The following is a 26539-nucleotide window of genomic DNA, read 5'->3' as shown; positions in this document are numbered from 1 at the left end:
ATTTATTGATCCCGAAAAAAGATCTGGTTATTCAGGTTTACTCAGGGAATCTTCATACAACCTGATGATTCTTTTATTGACCATGTCCGGACCGAATTCCGTTTCCACCAGTTTACCGGCATTTTCAATATACTCACGGGTCTCGTCCGGATTTTCAAGAATATCCTTAATGGCTTCATAGACTTCGTTTTCATTCAGTCCTGTTACTTTCCCGGCGTTGTACTGCCTGATAAAGGTATCGATCCTGGTCTGGTCTGAAACAACCACGGGAATGCGGAGCGACATGGCTTCCAAAACAGACATAGGAAGCCCTTCGGAGTAAGAAGAAAGTACAAAGACACCGGCAATAGAGAAAACGGTTTCTTTCTCCTTTCCGGACACAGAGCCCAGAAATAATATACGGTCCCTGATGTTCAATGCGTCTATCATTTCCTCGGCCGTGTGCTTGTATCCTTCATCCGGACCGGCAATCAGGAGCTTGGCTTCCGGAATTTCAGCAGACAGCCTCGCAAAGGCTTTTAAAAGCAAGTCCAGCCCTTTTTTCTTGTGTATCCTTGACAGGAAGAGTATATTGACGGAATCGCTTTTCAGGCCGAGTTTATCAAGCAGGTCTTTTTTCTGTTGTACAGATGGCACTTCTATTTTTTCAATACCATTGGGAATCACATGGACTTTTGACTCCTTCAAAGGAATGTACTCCAGCAGTTCTTCTTTTTCAGCCTCTGTAAGGACGATCACGGCGTCAGATTTTCTGAGGAATCTTTTTTGAAACACTTCCCCGAAAATTTTTTTCTTGATGCCTCCCTGGCTCAGTGCCCATCTGGAAAGCATGCCGTGAATTGAAATGATAACCCTGAATTTGCCGGATACCAGAAACGGGACTATACTGCCCCAGTGCCAGATGCCATGGATATGGATGATGTCGTAAAGGTCGCGATTGGCTTTCAGATAGGCATAAAAACCCGGAGAATAGTCTGATACGTATTTGTTCAGAGGACTATAGCCGACTTTTATCAGACCGGCCCCTTCAGGCAGCGGATAGGTTTTTTCACCCGGGAAATCTACTGTAATGATGTCAACGGTATTTCCCTGCAAAAGCTGGTAACTGACATTGTCAAATACCACTTTTGATGTTCCACCTCTTTCAACGGTATATCCTGTAATATGTAATATTCTCATTTTCTGTTCAAAAAAGTAAATGAATCAACCATCCTGCCTGCTACCGATTCAACACTGAACCTTCGGATGATTTCTTTGGATTTTAGGCCCATCTGCTCAGAAAGATGGTCATTTTTTACAATGGTCGTCATAGCTTCGATGAGTTTTCCGGCATTTCCTGAAGGAAAAACAAAGCCGTTTTCTCCTTGTCTGACAAGGTCGGGAGCACAACCGCACTGATCAGATACAATTACTGAAAGTCCGCAAACCATGGCCTCGTTGACTACGAGGCCCCATGTTTCAGAGAAACTCGGAAGTATGAGGGTTTGGGAAACGGTAAAGAGTTTCGGGATTTCGTACCAAGGCATTGCGGGTATGAAAGCAATGTCCTGCAGGTTATTTTCGGTAACATAAGACAGGCATTGGCCTTTTTCTTCTCCATCGCCCAGGATGATCAATCCCCAGTCTTCAGCTGCCTTTTCATGGGTTTTGAGTGCCTTATAAGCTTCAAGAAGCAAGGAAAGGTTCTTGACAGGAATGAGGCGGCCGACAAATATGAAGTTTTTCTTTTTTTGTATCGCCGGATGCGTAAAACCTTCCTCCTGTGCCTTCAGAAACTCTTTCAGGACGGTTTTGTCGTCTACTATGGCTGCCGCATCTTCAAATATCTGGGAGGGACTGGCTCCCAGTTTGAGCATGTATTCGCGGGCAAGGGACCCGAAGCAGAAAAAGCCGTCTGCACAACCGACCAGGAATTTCTTGATTCCTTCTTTCAGGCTGTTCCTGGACTGGTCTTGTACGGTCGATTCGCTTGAAATGATTATTTTGATACCGAGAATCCGGGCCAGGAGTATGGATAAGGTAATGGAAATATCGATGCCATAACCGCTGATATTGATGACGTCGGGTTTGTATTTTATGATGTACCTGAATACCGCTAAAATTTTGGCAGAAGAAGATATATTTTCAAGATAATCGTCAAACAGCAGATGGTATTTGTATTTCCATTCCTCTGTGTTCTGACTTTCCATTCCTTTCCTTGAAATCTCATTTCTGGCAATCTGGAGTACCATTACCTCAACACCGGAAGGTGCTTTTCTGTAAATTTCCTCAAATAAAACAGATTTATAGTGCGTCCATAATATATTGTGCAAAATAAGAACTTTCATAGGGCTATTTTCATTTGAAAAACTTTCTATCGTTTTTAAGAGTATTGACCGGTAAAGTTAACAAAAAAATCAACAGGCATTTTAAGCGTCATCAGTCTCAGATAGCCACCTTATCTTTGATTTCCGGTGTATTTATCCTGAAAAGCAAATAGATGCTCAATGCAATATAGATCATCTGAAGGCTGTAATCCATCCACTCTGCCGGCTTTAAATTACCGAACCCTGTATAAAATTTAGCTCCGAGTGAATACCACAGAGAGGGCTGCACTGCCGCAATGCTGTTGAGAATCAGGATGGATACCCAGTCTTTACGGGTAAAATTCTGACTGTAAAAACAGATCAGCGGCAAAAGAATGATGTAGTAATAATTGGGCAAAGAGTTCTTATGAGCGATGATCGTGATCAGGTGAGTCAGGATAAAGACGGACAGTATCAGTGAAGGATAATCCGTTTTGATCTTATATCTGATAATGAAGAAAGACGTACCGAACAGGATCAGGAAGAGACCTCCCCAGTTTAATATCTTGTTTCCGGGCTCTATTCCACCGATCAGGGGGCTGATTAAACTGACCAGGTTGGGTGCAAAAGGGAAGTCGCCGATTTCCAGGGGGGCGAAGATGCGGTCGCCGACCAGGTAGAGCATGATGGCTACCGACGGAATACCTACCATCAGCAAACCTTTGAGGAGTCCGATCCGTTTGTCGGAAAACAATACCAGGAGAAACAATGGGATGATCAGTAATATTTTGGTAGACAATAGCCCCAGACCTAAAATCACCCCGACTAAGACGATATTCCCGGTTTTTTTATATACCAGAACGGACCATCCGACAAACATCCACATCATGATATCCTCCTGTCCGCCTAAAACCGAAAAGATAAAGGGGGCTGGAAGAATAAGGTATATCAAAATGGAAAAATCAATATTCTGATGTGCCGATGCAATTTTTCTTGTGATAATAATGGCAACCAGTTCGTAAAGAAGTATCCACGATAAAATGGCTTTCGATGAATTTAAGAAAAACAGGGGTATCGCATTCAGATAAGGAAAAATAGGCGAGTAAGGTTGCCAGAAGTCTTTGTAGACTATAGCCCCTTTGATTGCCTGACCGGAAGTCTGATAGAAAAAGATGACATCTGACTGCGGATTATAATCGTAAAACGTATAAACAATAAAAAAAGGAAACAACCTGAAAACGAACCAGTAGACATAAATGGCTTTCGGATAATTCTGAAGAGAAGAGCTGATACTTTTTTTATAGTAAAGAGAAACTAAACATATAAAACTGAGTAATATTGAAATAAGAAATTTCCCCCAGACGACGGTCATATGATGAATTTAATTGGTATAATTTATATAGCTTTACTTTGGGTTAATCTTTGATAACCGGCGTCAAAAGTACTCTTTTTTTTTATATTTTTAACTGCTTTCTCACTCTCAGGTGATACGAAAAGAATTTAAAAGCTGAAGATTTTAGAAAATTGGTTGCTTTCATTGTAGTTTTGCAAAATTTTAGAGGGTAAAATTCCTTAAGAAACACAGTATTTATGTCAATAACTGCCATTATTTTAACGTCAAATGAAGAAATTCATATTGAACGTTGCATCAGAAGTCTCCAGCGGGTTTGTTCCAGGATTTGTGTAGTAGACTCGTTTTCAACCGACCGTACCATTGAACTGGCCCGGGAGTTGGGAGCTGATGTATTTCAGAATAAATGGGAAAACAACTATTCAAAACAACTGAACTGGGGGATTGAAAATTGTAATATTACCACACCCTGGATCATGAGAATGGATGCGGATGAATATCTCATGGAAGAACTTCAGTCAGAAATCAATCAAAAGATAGAAGGCATACCACCGACGATTTCCGGAATTGAACTTACCAGGAGGGTATATTTTAAGGGGCAGTGGATAAAGCACGGAAGCTATTATCCTATAAGGCTTTTGAGGATATGGAGAACGGGTCAGGGGTATTGTGAGAAAAGGCTGATGGACGAGCATATTATTGTTGACGGTGGGGAAGTGGTCAGGTTTGACCATGATCTTGTGGACGAAAACCTCAACTCTCTGCACTGGTGGGTGACAAAACATAATAATTATGCCAGGAGAGAAGCTGCCGATGCCCTGAATTTAAAGTATAACCTTATTAATTCTACGGACATAAGAGAACATAGTGCCGGCAATCAGGCCAAAGTCAAAAGGTTTTTAAAGAACAGAATGTACAATAAGATGCCCTTGGGTTTAAGGCCTGTATTGTATTTTTTGTTTAGAATGACTATTCAGCTCGGGGTTCTGGATGGGAAAAAAGGCCTTGTATTTCACTTTAACCAGGGCCTGTGGTACAGGTTACTGATTGATGTGTTGATCTGGGAAGTGGAAAATGAAGTCGGGGGAGATAAGGAAAAGGTCCGCGACATTATAGAGAATCGCTGGAAAGTAAGTCTTGTATAAACAAAGAGGCGATATGGGATCCCATACCGCCTCTTTGTTTTTCTGAAGAATATATCTTAATTAAAAAAATCTTTCATTTTATCGAAGATACTTCTGTTGCCGCTGCCCGGTTTGGGCTGGAAGTTCGGAGAGTCGCGTAGTTTTTCAAGTACGGTTTTCTCTTCGGCACTGACAGATTTAGGGGTGTAGATGTTGACATAGATCAGTTGATCGCCTGTACCGTATCCATTTATTTCTTTCAGACCTTTGCCTTTCAGACGTAAAACTTCACCCGCCTGCGTCCCAGGTTTGATAGAGATTCTTACTTTACTGTCTACCGTCGGAATCTCGATGTCTTTACCTAGTACGGCATCTACGAAGTTGAGCGGCAAGTCATAAATGATGTTGGTGCCGTCACGTTTCAGTTCCGGATGCTCTTCTTCTTCGATCTGGATCAGCAAATCTCCGGCTACGCCGCCTCTGCTCGGCACATTACCTTTGCCGCTCATCGACAATTGCATGCCTTCGCCTACACCTGCCGGGATTTTGATGTTGATCAGGTCCTCCTCCAGCATTCTGCCTTCGCCGAAACACACATCACATCTTTCCAATATTACTTTTCCTTCACCGTTACAGGTAGGGCAGGTGCTGGTGCTGACCATCTGGCCGAGCATCGTTTGCTGAACCCTCCTGACCTGGCCGGAACCGTTACATGCGGTACAATTCTGAAGAGAATTGCCATGTTTCGATCCGTTACCGCTACAGGTATTACAGGAAACGTATCTTTTAACTTTAATTTTCTTTTCTGCTCCTTTGGCAATTTCCTGCAGGTTCAGTTTTAGTTTGATCCTCAGGTCAGAGCCTTTTCTGACTCCCCTGCGGCCTGAACTTCTGCCGCCACCAAAGAAACTTCCGAACGGACTTTCGTCGCCGAAGATATCACCGAACTGGCTGAAGATGTCTTCCATATTGACACCACCGCCATATCCGCCGCCTCCGGCTGCACCGCCCACACCGGCGTGTCCATACTGGTCATAACGTGCTTTTTTGTCAGGGTCTGACAAAACGCCGTATGCTTCAGCGATCTCTTTAAATTTATCTTCTGCCTCTTTGTCGCCCGGATTCTTGTCAGGGTGGTACTTAATAGCTAGTTTACGATAGGCTTTCTTAAGTTCGTCAGCGGTTACATTTTTTGAAACCCCCAGTAACTCATAATAATCTTTCTTTGCCATTTTATATTTATTTCAATTTACCGGGTGGCTTAATTACCCACTACTACTTTTGAATACCTGATTACTTTATCGTTCAGGTAATAACCTTTTTCTACTTCGTCGATGACCAGACCTTTCTTGTCGTCGCCGGCAGCAAATTGCGTTATACACTCGTGAAGCTCCACGTCAAAAGCCTGATCTTTAGCCTCAATAGGCTTCAGTCCTTTTGATTGTAAAGTTTTCTGTAATTTATTGAATATCAGCAAAATGCCTTCTTTAATAGCGTTGATATCCTCTGTTGTTTCTATTGATTTCTGAGCTCTTTCGAAATCGTCCATTACCGGAAGCAGTTCTTTGATTAGCCCTTCTGAGGCATTCTGGATTACTTCTATTTTCTCTTTGGCAGTTCTGCGTCTGAAGTTTTCAAACTCTGAATACAACCTGATAAATTTATCTTTACTTTCTGCCAGTTCGCTTTTAAGTTTATCCACTTCACTTACTTCAATTACTTCTTCTGCTTCAATGTTTTGCGTTTCTTCAGCACTTTCGGATCCCACTTCAGCAATAGTTTCGTTCAGTTTTTCCTCTTCGTTTTCTTGTTGCATATTTTTCTTATTCTCAGACATAGTACAATGACATTTTTTTATTTGCTTACTCAACAATCAGACCATTAAATAAAAAACTGTCAATATGACAGCAATGCTGTATTGAACTGTGACAGGTTGTAGCCTATATTTACGATATGAAGCTAATAATTCTCCTTATTTTTCCTGTTACAGTGTTTGCCCAGATGAATGGCAACTGGCAGGGCATGATGACCGGTAACGGAGGCTCTCTGAGCAGTACCATGCAAATCTCCCTCAAAGGTAATCAACTTACCGGAATGTTGAATCTTTTTCAAAACGGACAAACGGAAAGCTACCGGATGGATGGCAGTGTTGCCGGAAACAAAGCTACCGGAAAACTGACCCTCAATAACCAGGAAGGAATGACCTTTGTACTCAATCAGAACGGAAACGCACTTTCAGTCAGTATCAGTATTTCAGGCCAGCCACTGCTGAAAGGCTCCTACACTAAAGCCGGAGCAGGTCAGCTCAGCCCGCCTAAAAGTGTTGATATGGCCGGGGCAAACCGTGACCCGGCTATTCTGGGCAAATGGTATCACGAAACCACCTGGACCGGCGGATCCAATACTGAATACTACATCTTTAATGCCGACGGGACCATGGACGGCTACAAAAAGGGTTATGTGGCAGCCTATTCTAAAAATGCCAATGCAAGCAGCATTGACGAAGGCTCTAAAATTGCGGATGTGGAACAACTGAAATCTATGGGAGCAAGGTGGTATACTAAAAACAACCAGTTTTGTGTTAAATTTAACTACGAAGGAAAGCTCCAGGATAAATGCACTTCCAGGTACGGGTTCGTGGATGGTATTTTAAAACTGACCGATCTTAATTCCGGTAAGGTGGTTTACTACAGGAGGGCGAGATAATTCAGTCAATTTTTTTTTTTTGAGGAATGGAAATGATAAAAGAGGTGTTTCTGAATAACAAGTAACACCTCTTATTTTTTCATGGATATCGATCAATACTCTAAACTGGACAATCCTGTCTGGTATGCCTTAAACGAAACTCATCAGGCTTTTTCCAGAGGTAGCGGGGATATCAGGGCTTATGTATCTGATGTAGCTCCGTTTGTTGGTTTCGAAAATCAAAACGGGCCGGCGGATTTGGATGATGGTTATATTGCTGACCTGGATTCTTTTTTTATCGTGGGTACAAAACCTCTTTTACCGGGACACATCTGGGCTGAACTGGAGCTGAAATGCCTTCAGATGGTTTGTCTTAATCCGGTAGAGATGGAGATCTCAGAAGAAATCGTCCCATTGACAGAACGGCATAACCAGGAACTCGTAGACCTTGTCAATTTAGTCCAACCCGGCCTGTTCAGAGAGAAAACCCGTTTGATGGGTCAGTATTATGGTATTTTTAAGGATGGTAAGCTGGTGTCGATTACCGGTGAAAGGATCAAAATGAATGACTTTACCGAAGTAAGTGCTGTTATTACCCATCCGGATTATGTTGGTAAAGGCCTGGCCAAACAACTGGTAGCCCATGTAACCAACAATATCCTTGCTCAGGGCTCAGTTCCTTACCTTCATGTGCTCGATACCAATGAAAGAGCCATCGGCTTATATGAAAAGCTGGGGTATGTTTCAAGAAGAAACATTACGTTCTGGAAAGTGAATAATCTTATGCTGGGGTGATTTTAAGATTAATTTTAATAAATTGAAAAATATTTTCAAGAGCTTGTCCAATTCATTAAATTTCATTTGATATAAGGGTAAAACATTTAAACTTTACGACAATGGATGAATTCTTATTGATTTTCAGACACCAGGATGGTGGTAAATTGGTTTCACCTGAACAAATGCAGATCTGGATGCAGCAAACCATGGACTGGCTGGGAGGCATTGCTGCTCAGAACAAGCTGGTCAGCAACGGTATGGGCTTGTCATTTGACGACAGCCGGGTAGTAAGACCCAATAACATCGTGACCAACGGCCCGTATACCGAAACAAAAGAAGCGATCGGGGGATTTGTAGTCGTCAGGGCTGAGTCTGCGGATGAAGCTGCCGAAATGGCCAAAGGCTCACCTGTGTTGCAGGGACCTGACAACAGCATAGAGGTAAGGAAAGTCGCAAGACATTGATATCTTAATTCAAAAACAATGAAAGCCTCCCTGAACAGGGGGGCTTTGATGTATAATGGAACAGCAGGATCTTATCCCTCACTTATTCAGGACAGAGTTCAGCAAAATTGCGGCTGTACTGTGCAAGTCATTCGGTATTGAGCACATAGAAACTGCCGAGGATATCACAAGCGAAACTTTTCTGGCTGCTTTCGAATCCTGGACTTATAAAGGAATACCTCCTAACCCTGCAGCCTGGCTGTATGCCACGGCCAGGAACAAGGCGGTGAATCATTTTAAGAGAGAAAGGAATTTTCATGATAAAATAGCGGGAGAACTGGCCTACACTTCCGGTTCTTTCCAGGAAATTGATTTATCAGAACAAAACATTACGGACAGCCAGCTGCAGATGCTTTTCGCGATCTGTCACCCTTCCATTCCCGCCGAAGCACAGATTGGTCTTGCCCTCCGGATTTTATGCGGATTCGGGATTGATGAAATCGCCGATGCTTTTCTGACCGGTAAGGAAACCATCAATAAAAGGCTTTTCAGGGCCAGGGAGAAGCTCAGACTTGAAAAGGTAGAGATAGAAATGCCGTCAGGAGCAGAAATCGACAGAAGACTGGAAACGGTTCTGACAACCCTCTATCTTTTTTTTAATGAGGGATACTATTCTGCTGTCGAGGATTCTGTATTAAGGAAAGACCTGTGTCTGGAAGCCATGCGGCTTACCCATCTGCTGATAGAAAATGAACAAACCAACCAGTTGCAGGTCAATGCCTTACTGGCCCTGATGTGTTTTCAGGCTTCGAGATTTGAAGCCCGTAAAGATGAAAAGGGAGAGCTCATTTTGTATGATGATCAGGATGAGAATCTCTGGAACAAAGAACTGATCATGAAAGGCAGTTTTTATCTGCATGAAGCGTCAAAAGGCACGCAACTTTCCCGGTATCATCTCGAAGCCGGTATTGCTTACTGGTACACCATTAAAGCTGATACTCCTAAGAAATGGGAGAGTATCCTGATGTTATACAATCAATTACTGATCCAGGAATATTCGCCGGTGGCAGCACTCAACAGAACTTATGCCCTGGCCAAAGTAAAAGGAAAACCTGCCGCTATCGCAGAAGCCGAGAAACTTGCCTTGACGGACAATCATTTTTACTTTACGTTGCTTGGCGAACTCTACACGGATCTGGACAATCAGAGAGCAAAAGAACATTTTGAAAAGGCCCTGAGTCTGGCAAAAACCGGAACGGACAAACAGACGATACGGAGGAAAATGGATGGTTTATAGAAGAATAGATGAATTTGCAGATCATTTAAAAAGCTCATCCCGGCTTAGCCAGGATGAGCTTTTCTATTTAATTCAAAGTCAATCGTTGCTTCTGATTCAGCAGGTGTTTCTTTAATTTATCGTAACTTAGTTTTTGGGGAGAAACCTTGTCTTCTATCGCCAGAACAGCGGCCGTTGCGGCCGATTCCCCTAAAATCATGAACACAGGTTCCATTCTGATCGATCCGAAAGCAATATGGGAACTGGACACACAAACCGGGACCAGCAGGTTTTTACACTCGCTTTCTTTAGGTAAAATAGAACCGTAAGCAATAGAGTAGGGCTGTTTCGGATGCACTCCGATGTCTCCTTCATTTTGTACATAGCCATCCTCTTTCACATATCGCTGAGCATTATGGGAATCCAGGGAGTAGGAGCCCATTCCGATGGGTTGGGGTACTTCGGTTTTTCCAAGGGCGTCGGCTTCTTTCATGACAAATTCACCCGTCATTCTTCTGGCTTCACGGATGTATAACTGATGCGGCCATCCGCCGTTGTCTGTAAATTCATCTTTCGGTAGCCCCCATTGCTTCATTTTGTCCTGCACATCCGCCGGTATCTGCGGGTCATTGGCCAGGAAATACATCAGTCCTTTCTGGTAAAGCTCATGTTCTTTGATGATCTCGTTCCTTCTTTCATAGGAAGCTTCCGGATAATCATAATTTTTGCCGATATAATCGGTGCTGAAAGGACCGTGGTTATTGGTATCCGTCTTTCTGTTGGGAATCGGATCATACTTATCAAAGGTTTCACGCCATCCGGTTTTGAACACCCTCGCCAGAAGTTCATATCTTTTGGGATCATACCCGGCTGGTTTCGGAAACGGAATGCGGTTGTCCGGATTATTACTCAGGCACATTCTGAAACAGTAGGCCTGTATTTTGTTATCTCCCTGACCTTTTATGCCCGGTTTTTCTGAGGAAACTTCAGGCAGTAAACCGCTCTTCGGGTCATTTTCAACCACATAAGGACTGACTTTCGATTTAAAATAATGACCATGCTGGAAAACTTCCGTCTGAACTCCGTTCCAGCTTTCTCCGTAGACATCATTGGCTTCACGGCCAACGTGGTAAGAAACACCCGCAAGGGCCATCAGGTCGCCTTCGTAGGTAACATCGATAAACATTTTTCCCTGGAATTCATCCCCATCCAATGTTCTGAACGATTGGATAGATCCGGATTTCATGGTGATGCCTTTTTTAGACCTGTCCAGCCACTTATTCCGGTAGACCTTCAATTTATATTCGCTTACAAAATCTTCAAATACTTTTTCGGCAGCGTGAGGCTCAAAAATCCACATGGTGCGGTTGGCTCCGTCCAACGCAGGAGTTCCCTGTCCTTTGTTGCCGTATTCGTCCTTTTTCTGCCATTTCCAGTTTTCTTCTTTCTGATAATGATTGTACAATCTCTGGTAAAACTCGCGTGAAAGGCCCCCGATCACTTCCTTGTTTCCTGTGTCGGTAAAGCCTAGTCCGCCGGAAGATAATCCGCCGAGATGCTTGTCAGGAGATACAATGATGACGCTTTTACCCATTTTTGTGACCTGAACGGCCGCAGTAACCGCCGCGGAAGTACCCCCATAAATGATGACATCTGCTTTGTAAACAGTGGGTTTAAAAGATTTAAATGATGTTAAAGGAATTAAAATAACGAGGAAGCTGAGAAGTAAAGAAACTTTTGCCCGGCTGGATGGACCGGAAGAAACATTGTTCATTCTTTTTTGTTTTTAAGGTTGAAAATAGATGATCAGGTACTGGCTATTATTGATAAAACGAATTTCACAAAGTTTTCCCGTAATTGCAAGCTGTTTGGTCATATCGAACATAAAACAGGCCTTTCGTCTTAAAATAGGATCAGTTTTGTTAATTTTACAAAAAAATGTCCATTGGGTACTTCAATACTTTCAGACAGAACACGGTTAATCAAGGAGAAATCAAAAGCTTTGGGTTTTGATTTCTGCGGGATTTCCAAAGCTGAATTCCTGGAAGAAGAAGCTCCGCGGCTCGAAAACTGGCTCAACAAAAACTACCACGGCCAGATGGCCTACATGGCCAATCATTTTGACAAAAGACTGGACCCCAGGAAACTGGTGGACGGTGCAAAGTCGGTGATCAGCCTGATGTTTAATTATTATCCGGAAAAAAAACTGCCCGAAGGTGATGAGCACCTGAAACTGTCTAAATATGCCTACGGTACAGATTATCATTTTGTGGTAAAAGACAGGCTGAAAGAACTGCTTTATTTTATAGAAGAAGAGATCGGGGAAGTAAACGGACGGGTATTTGTCGATTCAGCCCCCGTGATGGACAAGGTATGGGCAAAAAAAAGTGGCATAGGCTGGATAGGCAAACACAGCAACCTGCTGAACCGCGAAGGCGGGAGCTTTTTCTTCATCGGTGAAATCATCCTTGACCTTGATCTGGAATATGACGGCCCGATGAAGGATTTTTGCGGTACCTGCACAGCCTGTATCGATGCCTGCCCCACAGACGCCATCGTAGGGCCTTATGTGGTAGACGGCAGTAAGTGTATCAGTTACTTTACGATAGAACTGAAAGAGTCTATCCCGAAAGAAGTGGAAGGGAAGTTTAAAAACTGGATGTTTGGTTGTGACATCTGTCAGGACGTGTGTCCATGGAACCGTTTTGCTAAGCCTCACAAAACCCCGGCATTTACGCTGAATCCAGACCTGGAAAATTTTTCCAATAAAGACTGGGAAGAGATAACGGAAGAAGTTTTTCGCGAATTGTTTAAGAAATCAGCGTTAAAGCGAACAAAGTTCGAAGGTCTGAAGCGTAATATACAGTTTCTCAATCCTACAAATGAGGAATGATCACGCTGAAAACACTGCCGGAATGCAACTCACTTTTTACGACAATCCTGCCTTTGTGCATGTCTGCGATACGCTTACAAATAGAAAGCCCTATGCCATGCCCTTTAAATGTAGCGGCATTTTTGGTGCGGTAAAACGGCTCAAAAATCCTTTCGATTTCTTCTTTTGGAATACCGATCCCGGTATCCGCCACTGAAATCAGGCAGTTCCGCTTGTTGAATTTGATTTTTACTTCTGCTGTCTTGTTATCTGAATATTTACAGGCATTTTCGATGAGATTGTTAAATACTGTTTTCAGCAATGGCTTGTTTCCGCTGACGGTCACCCAGTTATCATCATCCGGGATATCGTCAAAATCGATCATGATCTGGTAGTTCGACTGCTGGTGAGTAAGCTCATCCTGTACTTCAAACAGAATCTCATCGATTCTCAGCGGCACCATCTGGACATTCTCATTGGTTTTTTCAGATTTAGCCAATTGTAAAAGCCCATTCGTGAGCTGTATAAGTCTTTGGTTATCAATATACAGTGAATGAAGGGTGCTTTTGTATTCCTCAGTAGACCTGTCGTTTTCCAAAGCGACCTGAATCTCAGATTTTATGGCGGCCAACGGCGTTCTCAGTTCATGAGAAGCATTGCTTACAAAACTTTTCTGTAATTCAAATGATTTCTCGATCCTGGACAGCATCTCATTGAAATTACGGGCCAACTGAGCGATTTCGTCCTTATTATTGCCTGTACTGAGTTTTTTGGTCAGGTTATAGGCCGTTATTTTTGAAACTTCATGGTTGATCCTCGAAATCGGCTTTAAAGATTGTCCTGCAAAAATAAAACCGAAGATGATGGTCAGAAATATGGCTGAAATCAAACCGTAAATCATGGTTTGCTTGATGTTGGCCAGTTTTTGTTTTCCATAGACGTCTTTGGCCTGGGCCAGGACTACGAAACTTTTTCCGAATTCGTTGTCATAAATGGTCCCTACCACTTCTTTATCGTTAAAAGAAGATTCCAGGTATTTTTCAGTCCGTATTTTTTTTAACAGCTCAGGAGAATAATAAACGGTGTCTGCTTCATAGTTGGAATATGCGAGCTCATTGAGGTCATTAAAAACCATCACTTCGGCTGCATAGAGTGTCGAAAGGGTGTTTTTGTCTACAATTTTAAGCAGTTTTTTGTCAATGCCCTTCTCCTTGATTAAAAGCTGGGCTGTTGTCCGTGCCCTGTCTTTCAGACTCAGGTAGAATTCCTGCTTCCGGTTATTTTCCGACAGATAGTAAATAACAAGGGAAAACACGGTCAGGATAGTGGCAACTATCACGGTAAACTGCAGGGCTATTTTAGTCCGGATCTTCATTCTTTAACAGATTATTCTTCTTTAAGAATATAGCCCATCCCGGTTTTGGTATGGATCAGTTTGGGATGAAAATCCTTGTCAATTTTCTTTCTGAGGAAATTGATATACACTTCAATGACATTAAGGCTTTGCTGGGAATTCTGTTCCCAGAGGCTTTCCGCAATATCTACTTTAGAGACCACTTTTCCTTTGTTTTTGATCAGGTATTCGAGCAGAAGAAATTCCTTGGGTGTCAGTTCAATGTTCATGCCCTGACGGGTTACAATCTTGGAATCCAGGTCCATTTCAAGGTCAAGGATTTTCAAATGATTGATGCCCTGGTAGTTATCCGCATTTCTTCTTTTAAGAAATACATTGATTCTGGCCAGTAACTCTCTGAAATCGAATGGTTTAACAATATAGTCGTCAGCCCCCTTTTCAAAACCTTCGATCTTGTCTTCAGTTTCGCCAAGGGCGGTCAGCATGATGATGGGAATATCGGCCTTGCGTTTTCTGACTTCTTCGCACACTTCGTAACCGTTCATTCCTGGTAAATTAAGATCCAGGAGAATGAGGTCGAATTCTTTATTGAGGGCCATTTTCAAACCGATTTTGCCGTCAAAAGCAATCTGGGTCAGAAATCCCTTTTCTTCAAGTCCTTTGCTGATGTTCTGAGCAATTCTTTGATCGTCTTCAATAATCAATATGTTTTGTGATTCGCTCATGTTTTATTTTGATGTAATGGTAAGTTTCTGGATGCTCCAGCTAAAGGCAAACACTAACCCGACACCAATGGGATTAAGCCATAAAAATGCGACCAATTCATATTTCCAGATGGCAATCACGAGGATTTGTGAAATGATGGCCCCCCAGAAAATGGCTTTGGACCCGATAGATTTCGTATAAAATGCCACTAAAAATATGCCTAATATAATACCATAAAACCAGGAACCCAAAATATTTACCAATTCAATCATACTGCTGCCCAGTTTATGGGTAAACGAAGCAATCAGAATACAGAATAAACCCCAGAAAATAGTCAGGTATTTGGAGTATTTTAATTCCAGATCCGACGAAATTTCCTTGTTGGTAGTCTTTCTGACCACATCCACCAGGCTGGTAGCTGCCAGCGAACTGTAGGCAGAGGCCACGGAACCCATGGAAGCAGAAAAAATAATGGCAATCAGCAATCCTATGAACCCGTGCGGTAAATGATCAAGGATAAATCTGAGGAAAATGTAATTGACGTCATTGGAGTCACCGGTAGGGTTATTCTTTTTAATAAGGCCCGAAACCTCTTTTTTCAGCTCTTTTGACTGCTTGTCGAGGCTTTGAATGGTGCTCTGGCTGATTTCGATTTCAGGCTGTTTTTCAGATTGGATGGCCTCGTGAAGTTTACGGATTTCAACTTCTTTTTGCTTCCCCAACGCAGCATGGCGGTCTTCCAGCAAGCGGTACTCGGCCGCATATTCACTGTTGACCAGTTTGTCGGTTTCTACCGTATTGAAAAAAACAGGGGAGGAGTTGAACTGGTAAAAAACAAAAACCAGCACACCGATCAGGAGTATACCGAACTGCATCGGGATTTTAATCAGACCGTTCATTAGTAAACCGATACGGCTTTGTTTGATGCTTTTAGCCGTAAGATACCTTCCTACCTGCGACTGATCTGTTCCGAAATAGGAGAGTTGTAAAAAGAAACCACCCAGCAAACCCGACCAGAGGTTATATCTTTCCTGCGGATTGAACTTGAGGTCCATGATGTTGACCCTGCCTGCTTTTCCGGCTACTTTCACAGCATCAACCAGCCCGATGTCGGCAGGTAAAAGATTGACAACTAGGTAACCCGCAAAAATCATGGCGGCTGTTACAAAGATCATTTGCTGGATATGGGTATAAGAAATGGCCTTGGTGCCTCCGATCACAGAATAAGTAAGTACAATTCCCCCCATGATCACGTTGGTCCAGGCGATGTCCCATCCGAAAATAGTAGACAAAATAATAGACGGGGCATAAATGGAAATTCCGGTGGAAAGCCCCCTTTGAATCAGGAACAAAACGGCTGTAAACACCCTTACTTTGGTGTCAAACCTGTTTTCAAGGTATTCGTAGGCTGTATATACCCTGAGACGGTGAAAGATCGGAATAAAGGTAATACTCAGAACGACCATCGCAAAAGGCAAACCGAAATAGAATTGGACAAAGCCCATCCCGTCCGTAAATCCCTGCCCCGGGGCCGAAAGGAAGGTAATGGCACTTGCCTGGGTGGCCATCACCGACAGACCGACGTGGTACCACGGAAGAGACTTGCCTGCCAGCAAATATTCATTGATGGTCGTGTCTTTCCTGTTTTTATAAACTCCGTAGGCAATAATGAAGAACAGGGCCAGGCCCATGAGTAACCAGTCTAAACTCGTCATGAATACATTTTTGTCAATAGGTAAAATAGGATGAATAAAGCTACCGAAGTCAGGATAACAAACCAGTAGGCTGCTTTCCAGGACTTAAATACGGGGGGCTTTTCTTCATCTTCCGGGTCATTGTTTTGCTTTGTCATTTATTTATTACAGCTAACATGTCTTTAGCTTTTAGGGTTAGATCAGAGTTAGGATAACTTCTTAAAAAGTCCTGCAGGGCAATCTGGTATTGGTCTTTATTTTGTTTTTTGGCCAGGATCATGATCCTTAGCATGGCCATTTTGTCTTCTACCTGGCTGCCGATATATTCATTCAGTCCGTTTTCAAGCGATTCAAGGGTTTTGTCGTAATTACCTTCAGAATAAGATTTGAACACCGCCGCGTAAAAATTCTGGGCTTCGGTTTCTTTGTCACTGCTGATTTTTACATTTCCTTTTTTGATCTGACGGGCAAAAGAAGAACCGGGGAATTTTTCAAGCAAGGTGGTCCTGTAAACATTATCGGCCGGATTTTCCTCCATGATGGCCAGGAAGTAGTAAGCTTCCGGTGCATAGATACTTTTCGGGAATTTCTCTGTCAGGGTGATAAAAGTAGCCCTGGCTTTTTCATTGTCCTGAAACTGTAACTTGTATATCTTACCCAGCTGATAATAAGCTTCTTCCTGCTTTCTTTTTGAGGCAGCCTGCTGTATCGGTGTTTTAGGGATTTTCTGCAGCAATTCACTTTTTCTGAAAGCCAGCTGACTTTCAGCAGCCTTATTGGCCTTGTCCAGTTCTTCTTCCGTTTGTCTGGCTGCCAATGAGTCTTTTTTCTCCACGCCCCGCTCAATACTGAAGCTTACAGACCCGGTCTCTTTGTCAGCTCTTCTCCAGTTGTCGTCAAGATTCCTGTTGCCCCACAACCTGGTAAATTCATTTCTGGATTTCAGCAATTCCGCAGGATCATACAGTATCCACCTGTTTTTAGCACCGTTGCTGGCCACCATCTGGGGCGGGTTTTGCTGATTGGCAACGACTTTGGCGGCATCGCTCAGCTTTTTCTTGTCTTTTTCCTGCTGGATGATGATCTCTTCTAGTTTGTTGTCCAAAGCCAGCGGGTTCATCGCCGCAAGCGTCTGGAGACTGTCTTCAAGGTCCAGTGTTTTTTTGTATTTCAAAAAATCATTGAGCGACTGAGTCTTTAAAATCAGCGTTTTATAATCAGGATAGTCTTTCGGAATGGTAATAATAGTGCTGTCATAGTAAGACGCCGATTTCTCAAAATCCCCCAGGTGATTAAAGTAGATATCACCGATGGCTTTGTAGGAATAAGCTTTCTGGACATTGTCGTCTGTACTCAGGGCCACCGACTTCTGATAATACTCGATGGCCTGGTCATAATTGCGTTTTTTTGACTCCAGTTCCCCCATTTTGAAGTAAATCTTATCTTTCAGGTCGGTGTTTTTCCGGTCTGTAAGCATCCCTTCAAAAGTGTTGATGGTGTTATTGGCCAGTGACTGGTTCATCATCAGCCCCAGGTTGGAATAAAACTCGATGTCATAATCCGGCCTGTTTTTCTTAGCCATCTGGTAGTTTTTCCGGGCATAAACAGGGCGGTTGAGCTGATCAAACAGCTGACCCGCTATGAAATGGTATCTTGCTTTTTCAGCAGATTTGGGCATGTTTTTGAGGGCTTCTTCCAGTAAAACCACCGCCAGGGCGTCTTCACCCTGTACCTGGTGGAAATGGGCTTTTACCAAAAGATACTGTGCTTTGTCCCTGGGGCTCAGCACCGCCGACTTAAGGATGTCTGAAACCTGGTTGGCCGTCTGAAAATCACCACTTTCGGTATAGGCCCTCATCAGCCAAATCAGGGCTTCATTTTTCTTATCCTGTGATTTGCCGGTAGTGTTGACATATTTGAAAGTTTCTATCGCATTGAAAATCTCGCCTTTCATTAATCTTGCTTTTCCAAGCAAAAGATAAGCTTCATCAATGTATTTTGAGTTGGAGTGTCTTTCCGCGATCAGGGAAGTCTTTTTGACCACTTCTTCGAGGTGAGGCCTTGCTGTTTTCAGCTTGGTACTGTCTATTTTATGGAATATGGGCAGAACTGTACCGAAATTCTCCTTTCTTTCCTTAATATCGATGGTCTTTGCAATTTTGTAGTTGTCGCGGGCGATAAGCAGGGAGTTATATTTGGCATTCAAGTTGTGCCAGGCCTTGCTCGTCGGGCTGTTGCTGAATTGTGAGCATGATATTAATATACAGTTTGCCAGAAGCAGGGTAAAAAGTCTTTTCACAAAATATTCTTTAAATACCATTATAAACTGATAACGACCGGTACAGGCTAAAATTATCCAAATTCCGGACCAGATCATTAAACGAACGCAAACTTACAAAATATGAGACAATTTCCCTTCTAATTCTGCTTTTGCCGATTCGTAGCCCAGATTATAGAGTTCTTTGGCCTTTGAAAGGCTTAATCCGTCATATTTGGCGATTTCGCTGGGTTCGATGGCAATGTCAAGCCGGTCGAGTTTATCTTTGGCCTGCTGACCGATAGACAGGAACAGGCATTTCATCATAACATCTTTAGCCGATTTGATAGGAAGGGTTTTCTCGATAGGAGTGACGTTAACGCCGATCAGCAGGTCGCATTTTCCTTCCAGGGGTTCCAGAGGCAGGTTGTTCATCACCCCTCCGTCAATCAGGGTATGTCCATTGTAAGTCACCGGTTCAAAAATACCCGGAATACAGCAGGAAGCCAGCACAGGCTTGGCCAGATCTCCCGAATCAAAATAAACGGTTTCTCCCCTGACAATATCCGTGGCACAAACCACCAGGGGAATCTTTAGTGCTTCAAAACTATTGTGAGGGATATAATCATGAAACAGCTTTTCCACTTTGTCAAGGCTGAAAAGTCCGAAACGGTTGAATGCAAATTTAAGCTGACTTCTGATGCCTAGTTTCAGGATGGTTTCCAGGACAAAATCCGGGGAATAACCGGCTGCAATGAACGCCCCGACCAGTGAACCGGCACTGGTGCCGGAGATCATGTCCGGACTTAATCCCAGTTCATTAATGGCTTTAATAACCCCTAAATGAGCAAATCCCCTTGCTCCGCCTCCTGAAAGTACCAGTCCTATCTTCATATTAAGTATGATGTGATTTCAAATTTCCTGTCAATAGATAACGTATAGATAATTTATCTGTTATAAAGATACAAAATCTTTCAGACTCCCTGAAAATTCAGGCTTAAAGCCTTTTTCTGTTTTAATGATACCGGATACTTCGTGCACCGGGTCGTGATCGTAAAAGATCAGCCACTTTTCATCGCTGATGATTTGAAGCAAACTTTCCTTTTCCTGCATCGTTTGTAAAGGCCTGATGTCATAACTCATGCAATAAGGCACATGAATGTGGGCATGAGAAGGGACGGTATCTGCTATGAAAATAATCTTCTGTTCTTTAAAGGTAACTACCGGCATGATCATCTTTTCCGTATGGCCGTCTGCAAACAGGAAGCTGAACTTGTTCCCGAAAAAATCAGGCTGCTGATCAATAAAATTCAGATGCCCTGATTCTTCTATGGGCAGCAGGTTTTCTGTCAAAAATGTTGCTTTTTCCCTTGGATTCGGGTGAATGGCCCAATCCCAGTGAGCGGAATGTGTCCAGTACCTGGCGTTTTTGAAGGTAAGCCGGTAACCGTCTCTGGCGGTATTCCACGAAACCGCCCCGCCGCAATGATCAAAATGGAGATGACTCAGGATCACATCAGTGACTTCGTCTTCGTGGTAGCCGGCTTTCCTGATGGATTGGATCAGATCGCCGTCGCCGTGTTTGAAATAATATCCCTGCCACTTTTCAGGTTGCTTGTCACCCATGCCTGTATCGGTCAGGATCAGTTTGCCTTCGTTTTCGACCAGCAGGCATCTCATTTTCCAGCTGCACAAATTCAGCTCATCTGCCGGTATCATTTTTTGCCAGATGGTTTTCGGCACTACCCCGAACATGGCCCCGCCGTCGAGTTTAAAATTGCCGGCATCTATTACAGATATTTTCATAGATAGTTTGATCTGTTAGTCTGTTGTTGTCTCTAAGAACCTCAAATATAAGCTGAAAAGGCATAAGTGGATAGGTTTCGGGACTAAAATGGTATAATAAAAAAGTGTCAGAAGTTTCCCTCTGACACTTTAGTTTCGGTTATATGGACCGTGTGTGGAAATATTAACTCTAACTATATCATTAATTGTTCTTTTTATTATGGTCAATGATGGCTCCTGTGGCGGCACCTGCTCCGGCTCCCACGACACCACCAATGATGGCACCTTGTCCTTTCTTTTTGGAAACGACTGCTCCGGTAATTGCACCAGCCCCGGCCCCAATCAAGGCTCCCTTGGCTACATTATTCATCTTTTTGCGTTGGGTTTTTGTAGCAGGAGAGGCTGTGTTATTATGATTGTCGTGGACATAGATTACTTTTTCAGTGACTTCAGCTTTTTCATTGGCACGGTTAACCGAGTCAATAGCTGCTTGTTTGATGGCTTCGATTTCTGTTGCTTTATGCATTGAATCGATGGCGGCTTGCCTGGCCTCTTCTATCTTGGCATTTGTACCTGCATTAGAAGTACAACTCATGATAGTTGCCGCGGTAGCGATGGTGATCAATAAATTTTTCATAAGACTTTTTTTTAGTTGATTTTTTAATTACTGTGAGCTTTTAAATATTTAAAGCTTCAGAGCAATTAGTTAGGTACGTTTCGTCTTTATTTAAAAAAATAGTGATCCACACTTGCGGGATTTTTACAAAAATCAAAAATTTGGGTTTAGTTGATTGATATTGAGGTGATTAGTGTATTTTTTGTGCAGTGAGATAATTTTCTGAGGAATTTTCGTTCATGGAAAAATGCGTGAAAGTGGGGAATTTGTTACACAGCAGAACGGGGATTTCTGAAAACGGGGCATAAAAAAGCCGGCATCGCAAGATGCCGGCCTGAAGAATTTCTTTTATTGAATAGCCACCTGGTATATTTCGTACCAGTCTTCGTGGCTGAGTTTTATTTTTGATGCACTGGCTGCATTGACGATCCTCTCTTCAGACAGTGAACCGATGATAGGCAAAGTGCCTAATTTCATCAGCCATGCTACGGCGGTCTGCTCAATATTGGCATCGTATTTCTTGCTGATGTCATAAAGCTTGGCTCTCAGGATGATTGATTTTTCATCATTGCCGTTCATGATCACACCTCCAGCCAGGGGAGCCCATGCCAAAGGTTTACAGAAACGCTGCTTGGCGTAATCTATTCTTCCGTCATGAAGGGCCGAAATATCCACCAGGTTAAGCTCAATATGATTCGTCACCAAAGGAATATTCAGATAGGAATCCAGCAACTGGTGCTGAGAGGCCGAGTAATTAGCTACACCGATGTGCTTGGCTTTACCAGAGTTAACCACTTCTGTGAGGGCCCTGGCTGTTTCTTCCGGGTCGGTCAGGAAATCATTGTGTTGCAAAAGAAAGATATCAAGGTAATCGGTATTGAATTTCTTTAACGAGTTTTCAATACTTTTAACGATATGGTCTCTTGAAGTATCATAGAATGTGAACTGGCCGTCTTTTGACTTACGGATCCCGCATTTACTGAATAACACAATGTCTTCCCTGTTGAAAGACTTGTTTTTGATGATCTTTCCGAAATGTTCTTCTATGGTAAAGTCACCGTAACTGTCGGCGTGGTCAAATGTATTGATACCCAGTTCTAAACACAGATTAATTATTTTCTCGATCTTTGAGGTGGTTTCTGTTCCCCAATCTTCCCATCGCCAGAAGCCGTAAATTGCCTCAGATACTTTAGGGCCAGAATCACTAAGATATACTTTTTTCATTGAGATGCGGTTTTTTTAGGAATTGAAGCACAAATATAGACAAAATTTATAATTTTAGCTTCTAACGAGATTTCCTGTTGACGTATTATTCAGGGATTGGTTAATAATTGATTAATGATTCATTTTCAAAAAGAATGCCATTTTTAGCGGACAGTTTTTTCAGCAATTGTTTGCCTTCTTTCCAGTCTCCTAATTTTGAAATGGCGTTGATATGTCCTTTCTCACCAAGATTGACAAAGTTGCTTCCCCAATCCATGGCAAATTTCCTGGAGCGGTCAATGTCCGCAAAGGGATCATTGCTGCTGGCCACGACTATGCTTTCAAAAGGTAGCTTTTCTTCCGGAATTGGGCAGAAATCAACTACAAAATTAAGCCTCTTTGACCTTTCCACATCTGCAGGAGCGACAAGTAGTGCCCCTGTAATGTAAGGAGAACTGTATTTTCTGGCCCAGTAAGCTACTGTAATACAACCCATGCTATGGGCTACCAAAACAGTGGGGCCGGTCAGTGCTGCTACATACTCCTGCAATCTTTCCACCCAGACCTTTCTTTCGGGCCAGTCCCAGTTGTCCTGTTCCACCCGTTTGAAAAGTTCAGGTGACTGGTCTTCCCAGATGGTTTGCCAGTGTTGCGGCCCCGAAGATGCCAGTCCGGGATGCGTTAAGAAATGTGTGCGACTATTCATCTTTGCTCAATTTAAAGGACGTTGATTCAGGTAGCAAAACGGTATCTGTTGTTATAAGGCACCCGGCTTGCTGCCGCGAAAACCGCTCCCAAAACTTCCGTAGGAGAAAACGGCTTGTCAAAATCTTCATCAATGGTATGATAAATAATAGAACCCGACTGATTAACGACAAACGTAGCCGGAACGGGCACTTCTTCGGATATTCCTGAAATACGGTCCCAAACCGGGGCCGTTTCAGAGTACAGACCGAATTTTGTCGCAATCTGATTGTCCGGATCCACCACAATATTAAAATCGACTTCAAAATAACGGATCATTTCCAGAGAATCGGTATAAGAGGCATTTAATATTACCAGGAGGTTGCCGTTTAAAGCTTTAATTTCCTGGTATACACTCTTTAATGTTTCAAGATGCTGTTTGCCATAATTATTCCAGCCGCCAGCCAGAAAGCTGATCACCAGGGGTTTATTGCCGATCAGTGAGAACAGGCTTGGTTTCTCGAATTTAAATTTCTTTGGAATATTCTGCCAGAAGGCCATGTCTTTTGCTATGTATAAATCAGGCATTTTAGCTCCGGTCTGCAAATGGAGCAACTTTTCATTGGACCTGTTCAGCGGGATTTCCGTATCCCAGAATGCCGGATCATATTGAGGTAAATGCTTTTTAATCATCTTATAGTATATTTCGCTTGCTGATTATAGTGCAAATATAATTAAATAACTCTATATAGTCTAGTATATTAGTAGATTAAATTTTCATAAAGAATGCCGGTTGGCTAGCCGGCATTCTTATTTATTGATTTTCAGTTTGTTCCGCTTTCTGGAAAGAATAAGAGTAAATATCCTTTTTCCATACTCGTTTTCTCCGGTCATTTCCCCGTCTGGCCTTTGCCTGCATCACTTCCCAGCAGGGTGTCGATATCATGGTTGAATTCTTTAACGAATGCTTCATAATATTTCCCTGTAGCAGGTCCTGAATAACCGGTATGTATCTTGCTCACGTTCCCGTTTTTATCAATAAAGATCGTGGTAGGGAAGGAGATAAAGTCAGTCAATGACGGCAACACCGACTTGACATAATTGTTATCGGATAAGCCCGCAAACAATAGCGGATAATCAATTCCGAACCTTGTTTTTAAAGCCTCCAGCCTTGTTTTGGCAAAAGCCGCATCGTTCTTACGTTCGAAAGATAATCCGATGATTTCAACGCCCCTGTCTTTGTTGGCTTTGTACCATGGCGAAAGAAAAGTAGCTTCATCGATACAGTTGGGACACCAGCTACCCAGGATGGTTACCACCACTACTTTGCCTTTGTATCTTGTATCTTTCAGAGATACCGGTTTGCCAGTGAAGGCATCCGGAAACGTGAAGTCAAATGTGGTTCCTTCTTTTATTTTGGTCAGAGAGTAAGCATCAGGTAAAGCGGCTTTTTCATTCCTCGTACCTTTTACCGGCTGTGAGCCTCTGATCGTGATGTATTCAGCTGTCAGCTCATCTCCCGAAATTTTCCCTTTGATCAGGCTGGGACTTGAACCGCTGAACGCCGAAAGGAAAAACTCGTCACCTTGAACAGAACCCTCCAGGAAACGGTAATCACCGGTTTTTGATAGGAAAGTACCTGAAAGTTTGTTTCCGGTCTGGGTAAATACGCCCACCAGTTTATTCGGGCTGGTACCGATGACCACATCCCAGTTGCCATGCAAACTCACGCTGGCAGCCCCCGGGTTTTCAAAGAAACGGTAAGTTTTGCCTTGCTCAGCGGTGAAACTGATATCCGGAATGGTTGAATTCAGTCTTCTGAAAATACCTGAAAGTTTACCCGCACTTTCCACCTTCGCCTTGATGACGGCATCGAAAATATCAATGGGAATAAAAAGAGAATCGTTTTTCTGATAAACACCTTTGATTTCAAAACGCTCTTTACCATTGATCAGGTAAGCGTTTTTGTCTTTAAGTTCAAAGTTAAAAGGAGCTTCTGCCCCGTTGAATAATTTGAAAGTCCCTCTCCATGGTCCTTGTTTGGGTGTCACCTGGGCACTGGCCAGTGTAACCGAAAAAACAGAGAGAATTATTAACCTGATCGTCTTCATTGATTTTAGTTTGTTTAGTATGTAAATATAAACAAATAAGTCTATCGATTTGGTAGATTTATCGCGGAAAATCGATCATTTTGTTTGAAATGTACTATTCTTTATCAGAATATTTTAAAAATCAATCAGGAGAAATCTTCTGTGGAAGAAGAAATCAGAGTTTTGAGAGCTTTTCTCCGGCTTTTTCAAGGGTTTCCCGGTCTTTTGCAAAGCAGAAGCGGAGTATCTTGAAATCGTTTTTCTGATGATAAAAAACAGAAACGGGAATGGAAGCCACACCAATCTCCTTAGTGAGCCTGACGGCCAGGTCAAAGTCGTTTTCATCGGTAAGGGCCTCGTACGAAACATTCTGAAAAAAACTTCCCTGTGAGGGTTTGAAATTAAACCGCGAGCCGGCTATGGCGGACAGGAACTGGTCTCTTTTGCTTTCATAAAACGCCGGAATGGAAAGATAGTTTTCAGGAGTTTTAAGATATTCTGCCAGGGCATACTGAGCAGGTGTGAACGTACTGAAAGTGAGGTACTGATGTACTTTCCTGAATTCGACACTCAAGTCTTTAGGAGCGAGACAATAGCCTATTTTCCAGCCTGTTATGTGGAATGTCTTCCCGAATGACCCGCAGATGAAGCTCCTTTCTTTAAGTTCAGGGTGAGTAAGCAGGGAATGATGCGGCAAGCCATCGAAAATAATGTGTTCATAGACCTCATCGCCCAGCACAAAAATATCTGTGTCCCTGACCAAAGCAGCCAGCTGATTTAAATCTTCACTGCTCAACACGGTTCCGGTAGGATTGTGGGGAGTGTTGATGATGATCATCCGTGTTTTATCGGATATTTTGCCTTTAACTTCCTGCCAGTCAATGGTATAGTCGGGAGGTGTTAAGGTGACATAAACAGGTATACCGCCATTTAGCCTGATGGCCGGGGCATAGCTGTCATAAGCAGGGTCGAATATAATGACCTCATCGCCGGGAGAAACGACCGCTGAAATCGCTGCAAACAATGCCTCTGTAGCTCCTGAAGTGACTGTAATCTCAGTTTCAGGATCATAATTTACTCCATAAAGAGCCGAAGTTTTTTCTGACAGTGCCTCTCTTAAAACCTGCACACCGGTCATCGGGGCATATTGGTTGAATCCTTTGCGGGTATATTTATCCAGTAACGACGTCAGCTCCGGTGCCACATCAAAATTCGGGAATCCCTGTGAAAGATTCAGAGCATGGTGCTCCAGGGCCAGTTTAGACATGACTGTGAAAATAGTGGTGCCGATATCAGGAAGTTTGGAAGAGATTACCGGCTTGGCAGAAAGGGTCATAG

At 42.9% G+C, this 26539-nt stretch carries 24 protein-coding genes; 6 read left to right on the top strand and 18 right to left on the bottom strand.

Annotated features, from left to right (window positions below; all coding sequences use genetic code 11):
- Positions 1-27: 27 nt before the first annotated feature.
- From GVN16_RS00600 to GVN16_RS00590, 3 genes are all read right to left on the bottom strand, one after another.
- Complete coding sequence (locus GVN16_RS00600) at positions 28-1179, bottom strand: glycosyltransferase (protein WP_166561893.1); 1152 nt, start codon at positions 1177-1179, stop codon at positions 28-30.
- Complete coding sequence (locus GVN16_RS00595; RefSeq protein ID WP_166561892.1) at positions 1176-2327, bottom strand: glycosyltransferase family 4 protein; 1152 nt, start codon at positions 2325-2327, stop codon at positions 1176-1178. Before GVN16_RS00595 ends, GVN16_RS00600 begins: the two co-directional genes overlap by 4 nt.
- 97 nt (positions 2328-2424) lie before the next feature.
- Positions 2425-3657 (bottom strand): hypothetical protein, encoded by a 1233-nt coding sequence (locus GVN16_RS00590; RefSeq protein WP_166561891.1) that lies wholly within the window; start codon positions 3655-3657, stop codon positions 2425-2427.
- A gap of 218 nt (positions 3658-3875) precedes the next feature.
- Between GVN16_RS00590 and GVN16_RS00585 the strand changes: the two genes are divergently transcribed.
- Positions 3876-4781, top strand: a complete 906-nt coding sequence (locus tag GVN16_RS00585; protein WP_166561890.1) for a glycosyltransferase family 2 protein — start codon at positions 3876-3878, stop codon at positions 4779-4781.
- Positions 4782-4837: 56 nt separating this feature from the next.
- Here the strand turns inward: GVN16_RS00585 and dnaJ are convergent, their stop codons facing one another.
- Entirely contained in the window at positions 4838-5992 is a 1155-nt protein-coding gene (dnaJ, locus tag GVN16_RS00580) for a molecular chaperone DnaJ (RefSeq protein ID WP_166561889.1), read from the bottom strand.
- Between the two features lie 29 nt (positions 5993-6021).
- Positions 6022-6576 carry a nucleotide exchange factor GrpE gene (locus tag GVN16_RS00575; protein WP_166561888.1) on the bottom strand — a complete coding sequence of 185 codons (555 nt, stop codon included), beginning with the start codon at positions 6574-6576 and terminating at the stop codon, positions 6022-6024.
- Between the two features lie 137 nt (positions 6577-6713).
- Between GVN16_RS00575 and GVN16_RS00570 the strand changes: the two genes are divergently transcribed.
- The 4 genes from GVN16_RS00570 to GVN16_RS00555 all read left to right on the top strand — a co-directional run bounded on the left by GVN16_RS00570 (position 6714) and on the right by GVN16_RS00555 (position 9962).
- The gene (locus GVN16_RS00570; protein ID WP_166561887.1) at positions 6714-7466 is read left to right on the top strand and encodes a hypothetical protein; all 753 of its coding nucleotides are present in this window, start codon (positions 6714-6716) and stop codon (positions 7464-7466) included.
- Between the two features lie 81 nt (positions 7467-7547).
- Positions 7548-8240: a GNAT family N-acetyltransferase gene (locus GVN16_RS00565; RefSeq protein WP_166561886.1), complete on the top strand. Its 693-nt coding sequence runs from the start codon at positions 7548-7550 to the stop codon at positions 8238-8240.
- 101 nt (positions 8241-8341) lie between these two features.
- Positions 8342-8686: a YciI family protein gene (locus GVN16_RS00560; RefSeq protein ID WP_166561885.1), complete on the top strand. Its 345-nt coding sequence runs from the start codon at positions 8342-8344 to the stop codon at positions 8684-8686.
- A 55-nt stretch (positions 8687-8741) separates the two neighbouring features.
- Positions 8742-9962 carry an RNA polymerase sigma factor gene (locus tag GVN16_RS00555; protein WP_166561884.1) on the top strand — a complete coding sequence of 407 codons (1221 nt, stop codon included), beginning with the start codon at positions 8742-8744 and terminating at the stop codon, positions 9960-9962.
- Between the two features lie 67 nt (positions 9963-10029).
- Here the strand turns inward: GVN16_RS00555 and GVN16_RS00550 are convergent, their stop codons facing one another.
- Positions 10030-11715 (bottom strand): FAD-dependent oxidoreductase, encoded by a 1686-nt coding sequence (locus GVN16_RS00550; protein WP_166561883.1) that lies wholly within the window; start codon positions 11713-11715, stop codon positions 10030-10032.
- A gap of 171 nt (positions 11716-11886) precedes the next feature.
- Between GVN16_RS00550 and queG the strand changes: the two genes are divergently transcribed.
- Complete coding sequence (gene queG, locus GVN16_RS00545; protein ID WP_205748759.1) at positions 11887-12834, top strand: tRNA epoxyqueuosine(34) reductase QueG; 948 nt, start codon at positions 11887-11889, stop codon at positions 12832-12834.
- Here the strand turns inward: queG and GVN16_RS00540 are convergent.
- The 12 genes from GVN16_RS00540 to GVN16_RS00485 all read right to left on the bottom strand — a co-directional run bounded on the left by GVN16_RS00540 (position 12818) and on the right by GVN16_RS00485 (position 26537).
- Entirely contained in the window at positions 12818-14188 is a 1371-nt protein-coding gene (locus GVN16_RS00540; RefSeq protein WP_166561882.1) for a HAMP domain-containing sensor histidine kinase, read from the bottom strand. The genes queG and GVN16_RS00540 overlap by 17 nt on opposite strands.
- 11 nt (positions 14189-14199) lie before the next feature.
- Entirely contained in the window at positions 14200-14892 is a 693-nt protein-coding gene (locus GVN16_RS00535; RefSeq protein ID WP_166561881.1) for a response regulator transcription factor, read from the bottom strand.
- A gap of 3 nt (positions 14893-14895) precedes the next feature.
- Entirely contained in the window at positions 14896-16587 is a 1692-nt protein-coding gene (locus GVN16_RS00530; RefSeq protein WP_166561880.1) for a sodium:solute symporter, read from the bottom strand.
- Positions 16588-16720: 133 nt separating this feature from the next.
- Positions 16721-18865 (bottom strand): tetratricopeptide repeat protein, encoded by a 2145-nt coding sequence (locus GVN16_RS26265; RefSeq protein WP_166561879.1) that lies wholly within the window; start codon positions 18863-18865, stop codon positions 16721-16723.
- Between the two features lie 93 nt (positions 18866-18958).
- Positions 18959-19717: a patatin-like phospholipase family protein gene (locus GVN16_RS00520; protein ID WP_166561878.1), complete on the bottom strand. Its 759-nt coding sequence runs from the start codon at positions 19715-19717 to the stop codon at positions 18959-18961.
- A 60-nt stretch (positions 19718-19777) separates the two neighbouring features.
- On the bottom strand, positions 19778-20629 hold the full coding sequence (locus GVN16_RS00515) for an MBL fold metallo-hydrolase (RefSeq protein WP_166561877.1): 852 nt from the start codon (positions 20627-20629) through the stop codon (positions 19778-19780).
- A gap of 181 nt (positions 20630-20810) precedes the next feature.
- Complete coding sequence (locus GVN16_RS00510) at positions 20811-21245, bottom strand: YMGG-like glycine zipper-containing protein (RefSeq protein WP_166561876.1); 435 nt, start codon at positions 21243-21245, stop codon at positions 20811-20813.
- Between the two features lie 327 nt (positions 21246-21572).
- The gene (locus GVN16_RS00505; protein WP_166561875.1) at positions 21573-22448 is read right to left on the bottom strand and encodes an aldo/keto reductase family oxidoreductase; all 876 of its coding nucleotides are present in this window, start codon (positions 22446-22448) and stop codon (positions 21573-21575) included.
- Between the two features lie 100 nt (positions 22449-22548).
- On the bottom strand, positions 22549-23133 hold the full coding sequence (locus GVN16_RS00500; RefSeq protein ID WP_166561874.1) for an alpha/beta hydrolase: 585 nt from the start codon (positions 23131-23133) through the stop codon (positions 22549-22551).
- 26 nt (positions 23134-23159) lie between these two features.
- A complete protein-coding gene (locus tag GVN16_RS00495; protein WP_166561873.1) occupies positions 23160-23804 on the bottom strand; it encodes a redoxin domain-containing protein in 645 nt (214 codons plus the stop codon).
- A gap of 197 nt (positions 23805-24001) precedes the next feature.
- Entirely contained in the window at positions 24002-25222 is a 1221-nt protein-coding gene (locus GVN16_RS00490; RefSeq protein ID WP_166561872.1) for a peroxiredoxin, read from the bottom strand.
- A gap of 154 nt (positions 25223-25376) precedes the next feature.
- A complete protein-coding gene (locus GVN16_RS00485) occupies positions 25377-26537 on the bottom strand; it encodes a methionine aminotransferase (protein ID WP_166561871.1) in 1161 nt (386 codons plus the stop codon).
- Between the last annotated feature and the right edge of the window lie 2 nt (positions 26538-26539).

The organism is Emticicia sp. CRIBPO (genome assembly GCF_009905725.1).
Classification (GTDB): Bacteria; Bacteroidota; Bacteroidia; order Cytophagales; family Spirosomataceae; genus Leadbetterella.
This window is presented reverse-complemented; position numbering and strand designations above follow the sequence as displayed.

Bases quoted from the DNA above. Each gene is read 5' to 3' on its own strand.
- GVN16_RS00515 (WP_166561877.1), bottom strand. From the start codon at position 20,629: ATGAAAATATCTGTAATAGATGCCGGCAATTTTAAACTCGACGGCGGG.
- GVN16_RS00600 (WP_166561893.1), bottom strand. From the start codon at position 1,179: ATGAGAATATTACATATTACAGGATATACCGTTGAAAGAGGTGGAACA.
- GVN16_RS00585 (WP_166561890.1), top strand. From the start codon at position 3,876: ATGTCAATAACTGCCATTATTTTAACGTCAAATGAAGAAATTCATATT.
- GVN16_RS00555 (WP_166561884.1), top strand. From the start codon at position 8,742: ATGGAACAGCAGGATCTTATCCCTCACTTATTCAGGACAGAGTTCAGC.
- GVN16_RS00595 (WP_166561892.1), bottom strand. From the start codon at position 2,327: ATGAAAGTTCTTATTTTGCACAATATATTATGGACGCACTATAAATCT.
- GVN16_RS00500 (WP_166561874.1), bottom strand. From the start codon at position 23,133: ATGAATAGTCGCACACATTTCTTAACGCATCCCGGACTGGCATCTTCG.
- GVN16_RS00485 (WP_166561871.1), bottom strand. From the start codon at position 26,537: ATGACCCTTTCTGCCAAGCCGGTAATCTCTTCCAAACTTCCTGATATC.
- GVN16_RS00510 (WP_166561876.1), bottom strand. From the start codon at position 21,245: ATGAAAAATTTATTGATCACCATCGCTACCGCGGCAACTATCATGAGT.
- GVN16_RS00495 (WP_166561873.1), bottom strand. From the start codon at position 23,804: ATGATTAAAAAGCATTTACCTCAATATGATCCGGCATTCTGGGATACG.
- GVN16_RS00570 (WP_166561887.1), top strand. From the start codon at position 6,714: ATGAAGCTAATAATTCTCCTTATTTTTCCTGTTACAGTGTTTGCCCAG.
- GVN16_RS00520 (WP_166561878.1), bottom strand. From the start codon at position 19,717: ATGAAGATAGGACTGGTACTTTCAGGAGGCGGAGCAAGGGGATTTGCT.
- GVN16_RS00590 (WP_166561891.1), bottom strand. From the start codon at position 3,657: ATGACCGTCGTCTGGGGGAAATTTCTTATTTCAATATTACTCAGTTTT.
- GVN16_RS00560 (WP_166561885.1), top strand. From the start codon at position 8,342: ATGGATGAATTCTTATTGATTTTCAGACACCAGGATGGTGGTAAATTG.
- GVN16_RS00575 (WP_166561888.1), bottom strand. From the start codon at position 6,576: ATGCAACAAGAAAACGAAGAGGAAAAACTGAACGAAACTATTGCTGAA.
- GVN16_RS00535 (WP_166561881.1), bottom strand. From the start codon at position 14,892: ATGAGCGAATCACAAAACATATTGATTATTGAAGACGATCAAAGAATT.
- GVN16_RS00490 (WP_166561872.1), bottom strand. From the start codon at position 25,222: ATGAAGACGATCAGGTTAATAATTCTCTCTGTTTTTTCGGTTACACTG.
- GVN16_RS00550 (WP_166561883.1), bottom strand. From the start codon at position 11,715: ATGAACAATGTTTCTTCCGGTCCATCCAGCCGGGCAAAAGTTTCTTTA.
- GVN16_RS00530 (WP_166561880.1), bottom strand. From the start codon at position 16,587: ATGACGAGTTTAGACTGGTTACTCATGGGCCTGGCCCTGTTCTTCATT.
- GVN16_RS00505 (WP_166561875.1), bottom strand. From the start codon at position 22,448: ATGAAAAAAGTATATCTTAGTGATTCTGGCCCTAAAGTATCTGAGGCA.
- GVN16_RS00565 (WP_166561886.1), top strand. From the start codon at position 7,548: ATGGATATCGATCAATACTCTAAACTGGACAATCCTGTCTGGTATGCC.
- GVN16_RS00540 (WP_166561882.1), bottom strand. From the start codon at position 14,188: ATGAAGATCCGGACTAAAATAGCCCTGCAGTTTACCGTGATAGTTGCC.
- dnaJ (WP_166561889.1), bottom strand. From the start codon at position 5,992: ATGGCAAAGAAAGATTATTATGAGTTACTGGGGGTTTCAAAAAATGTA.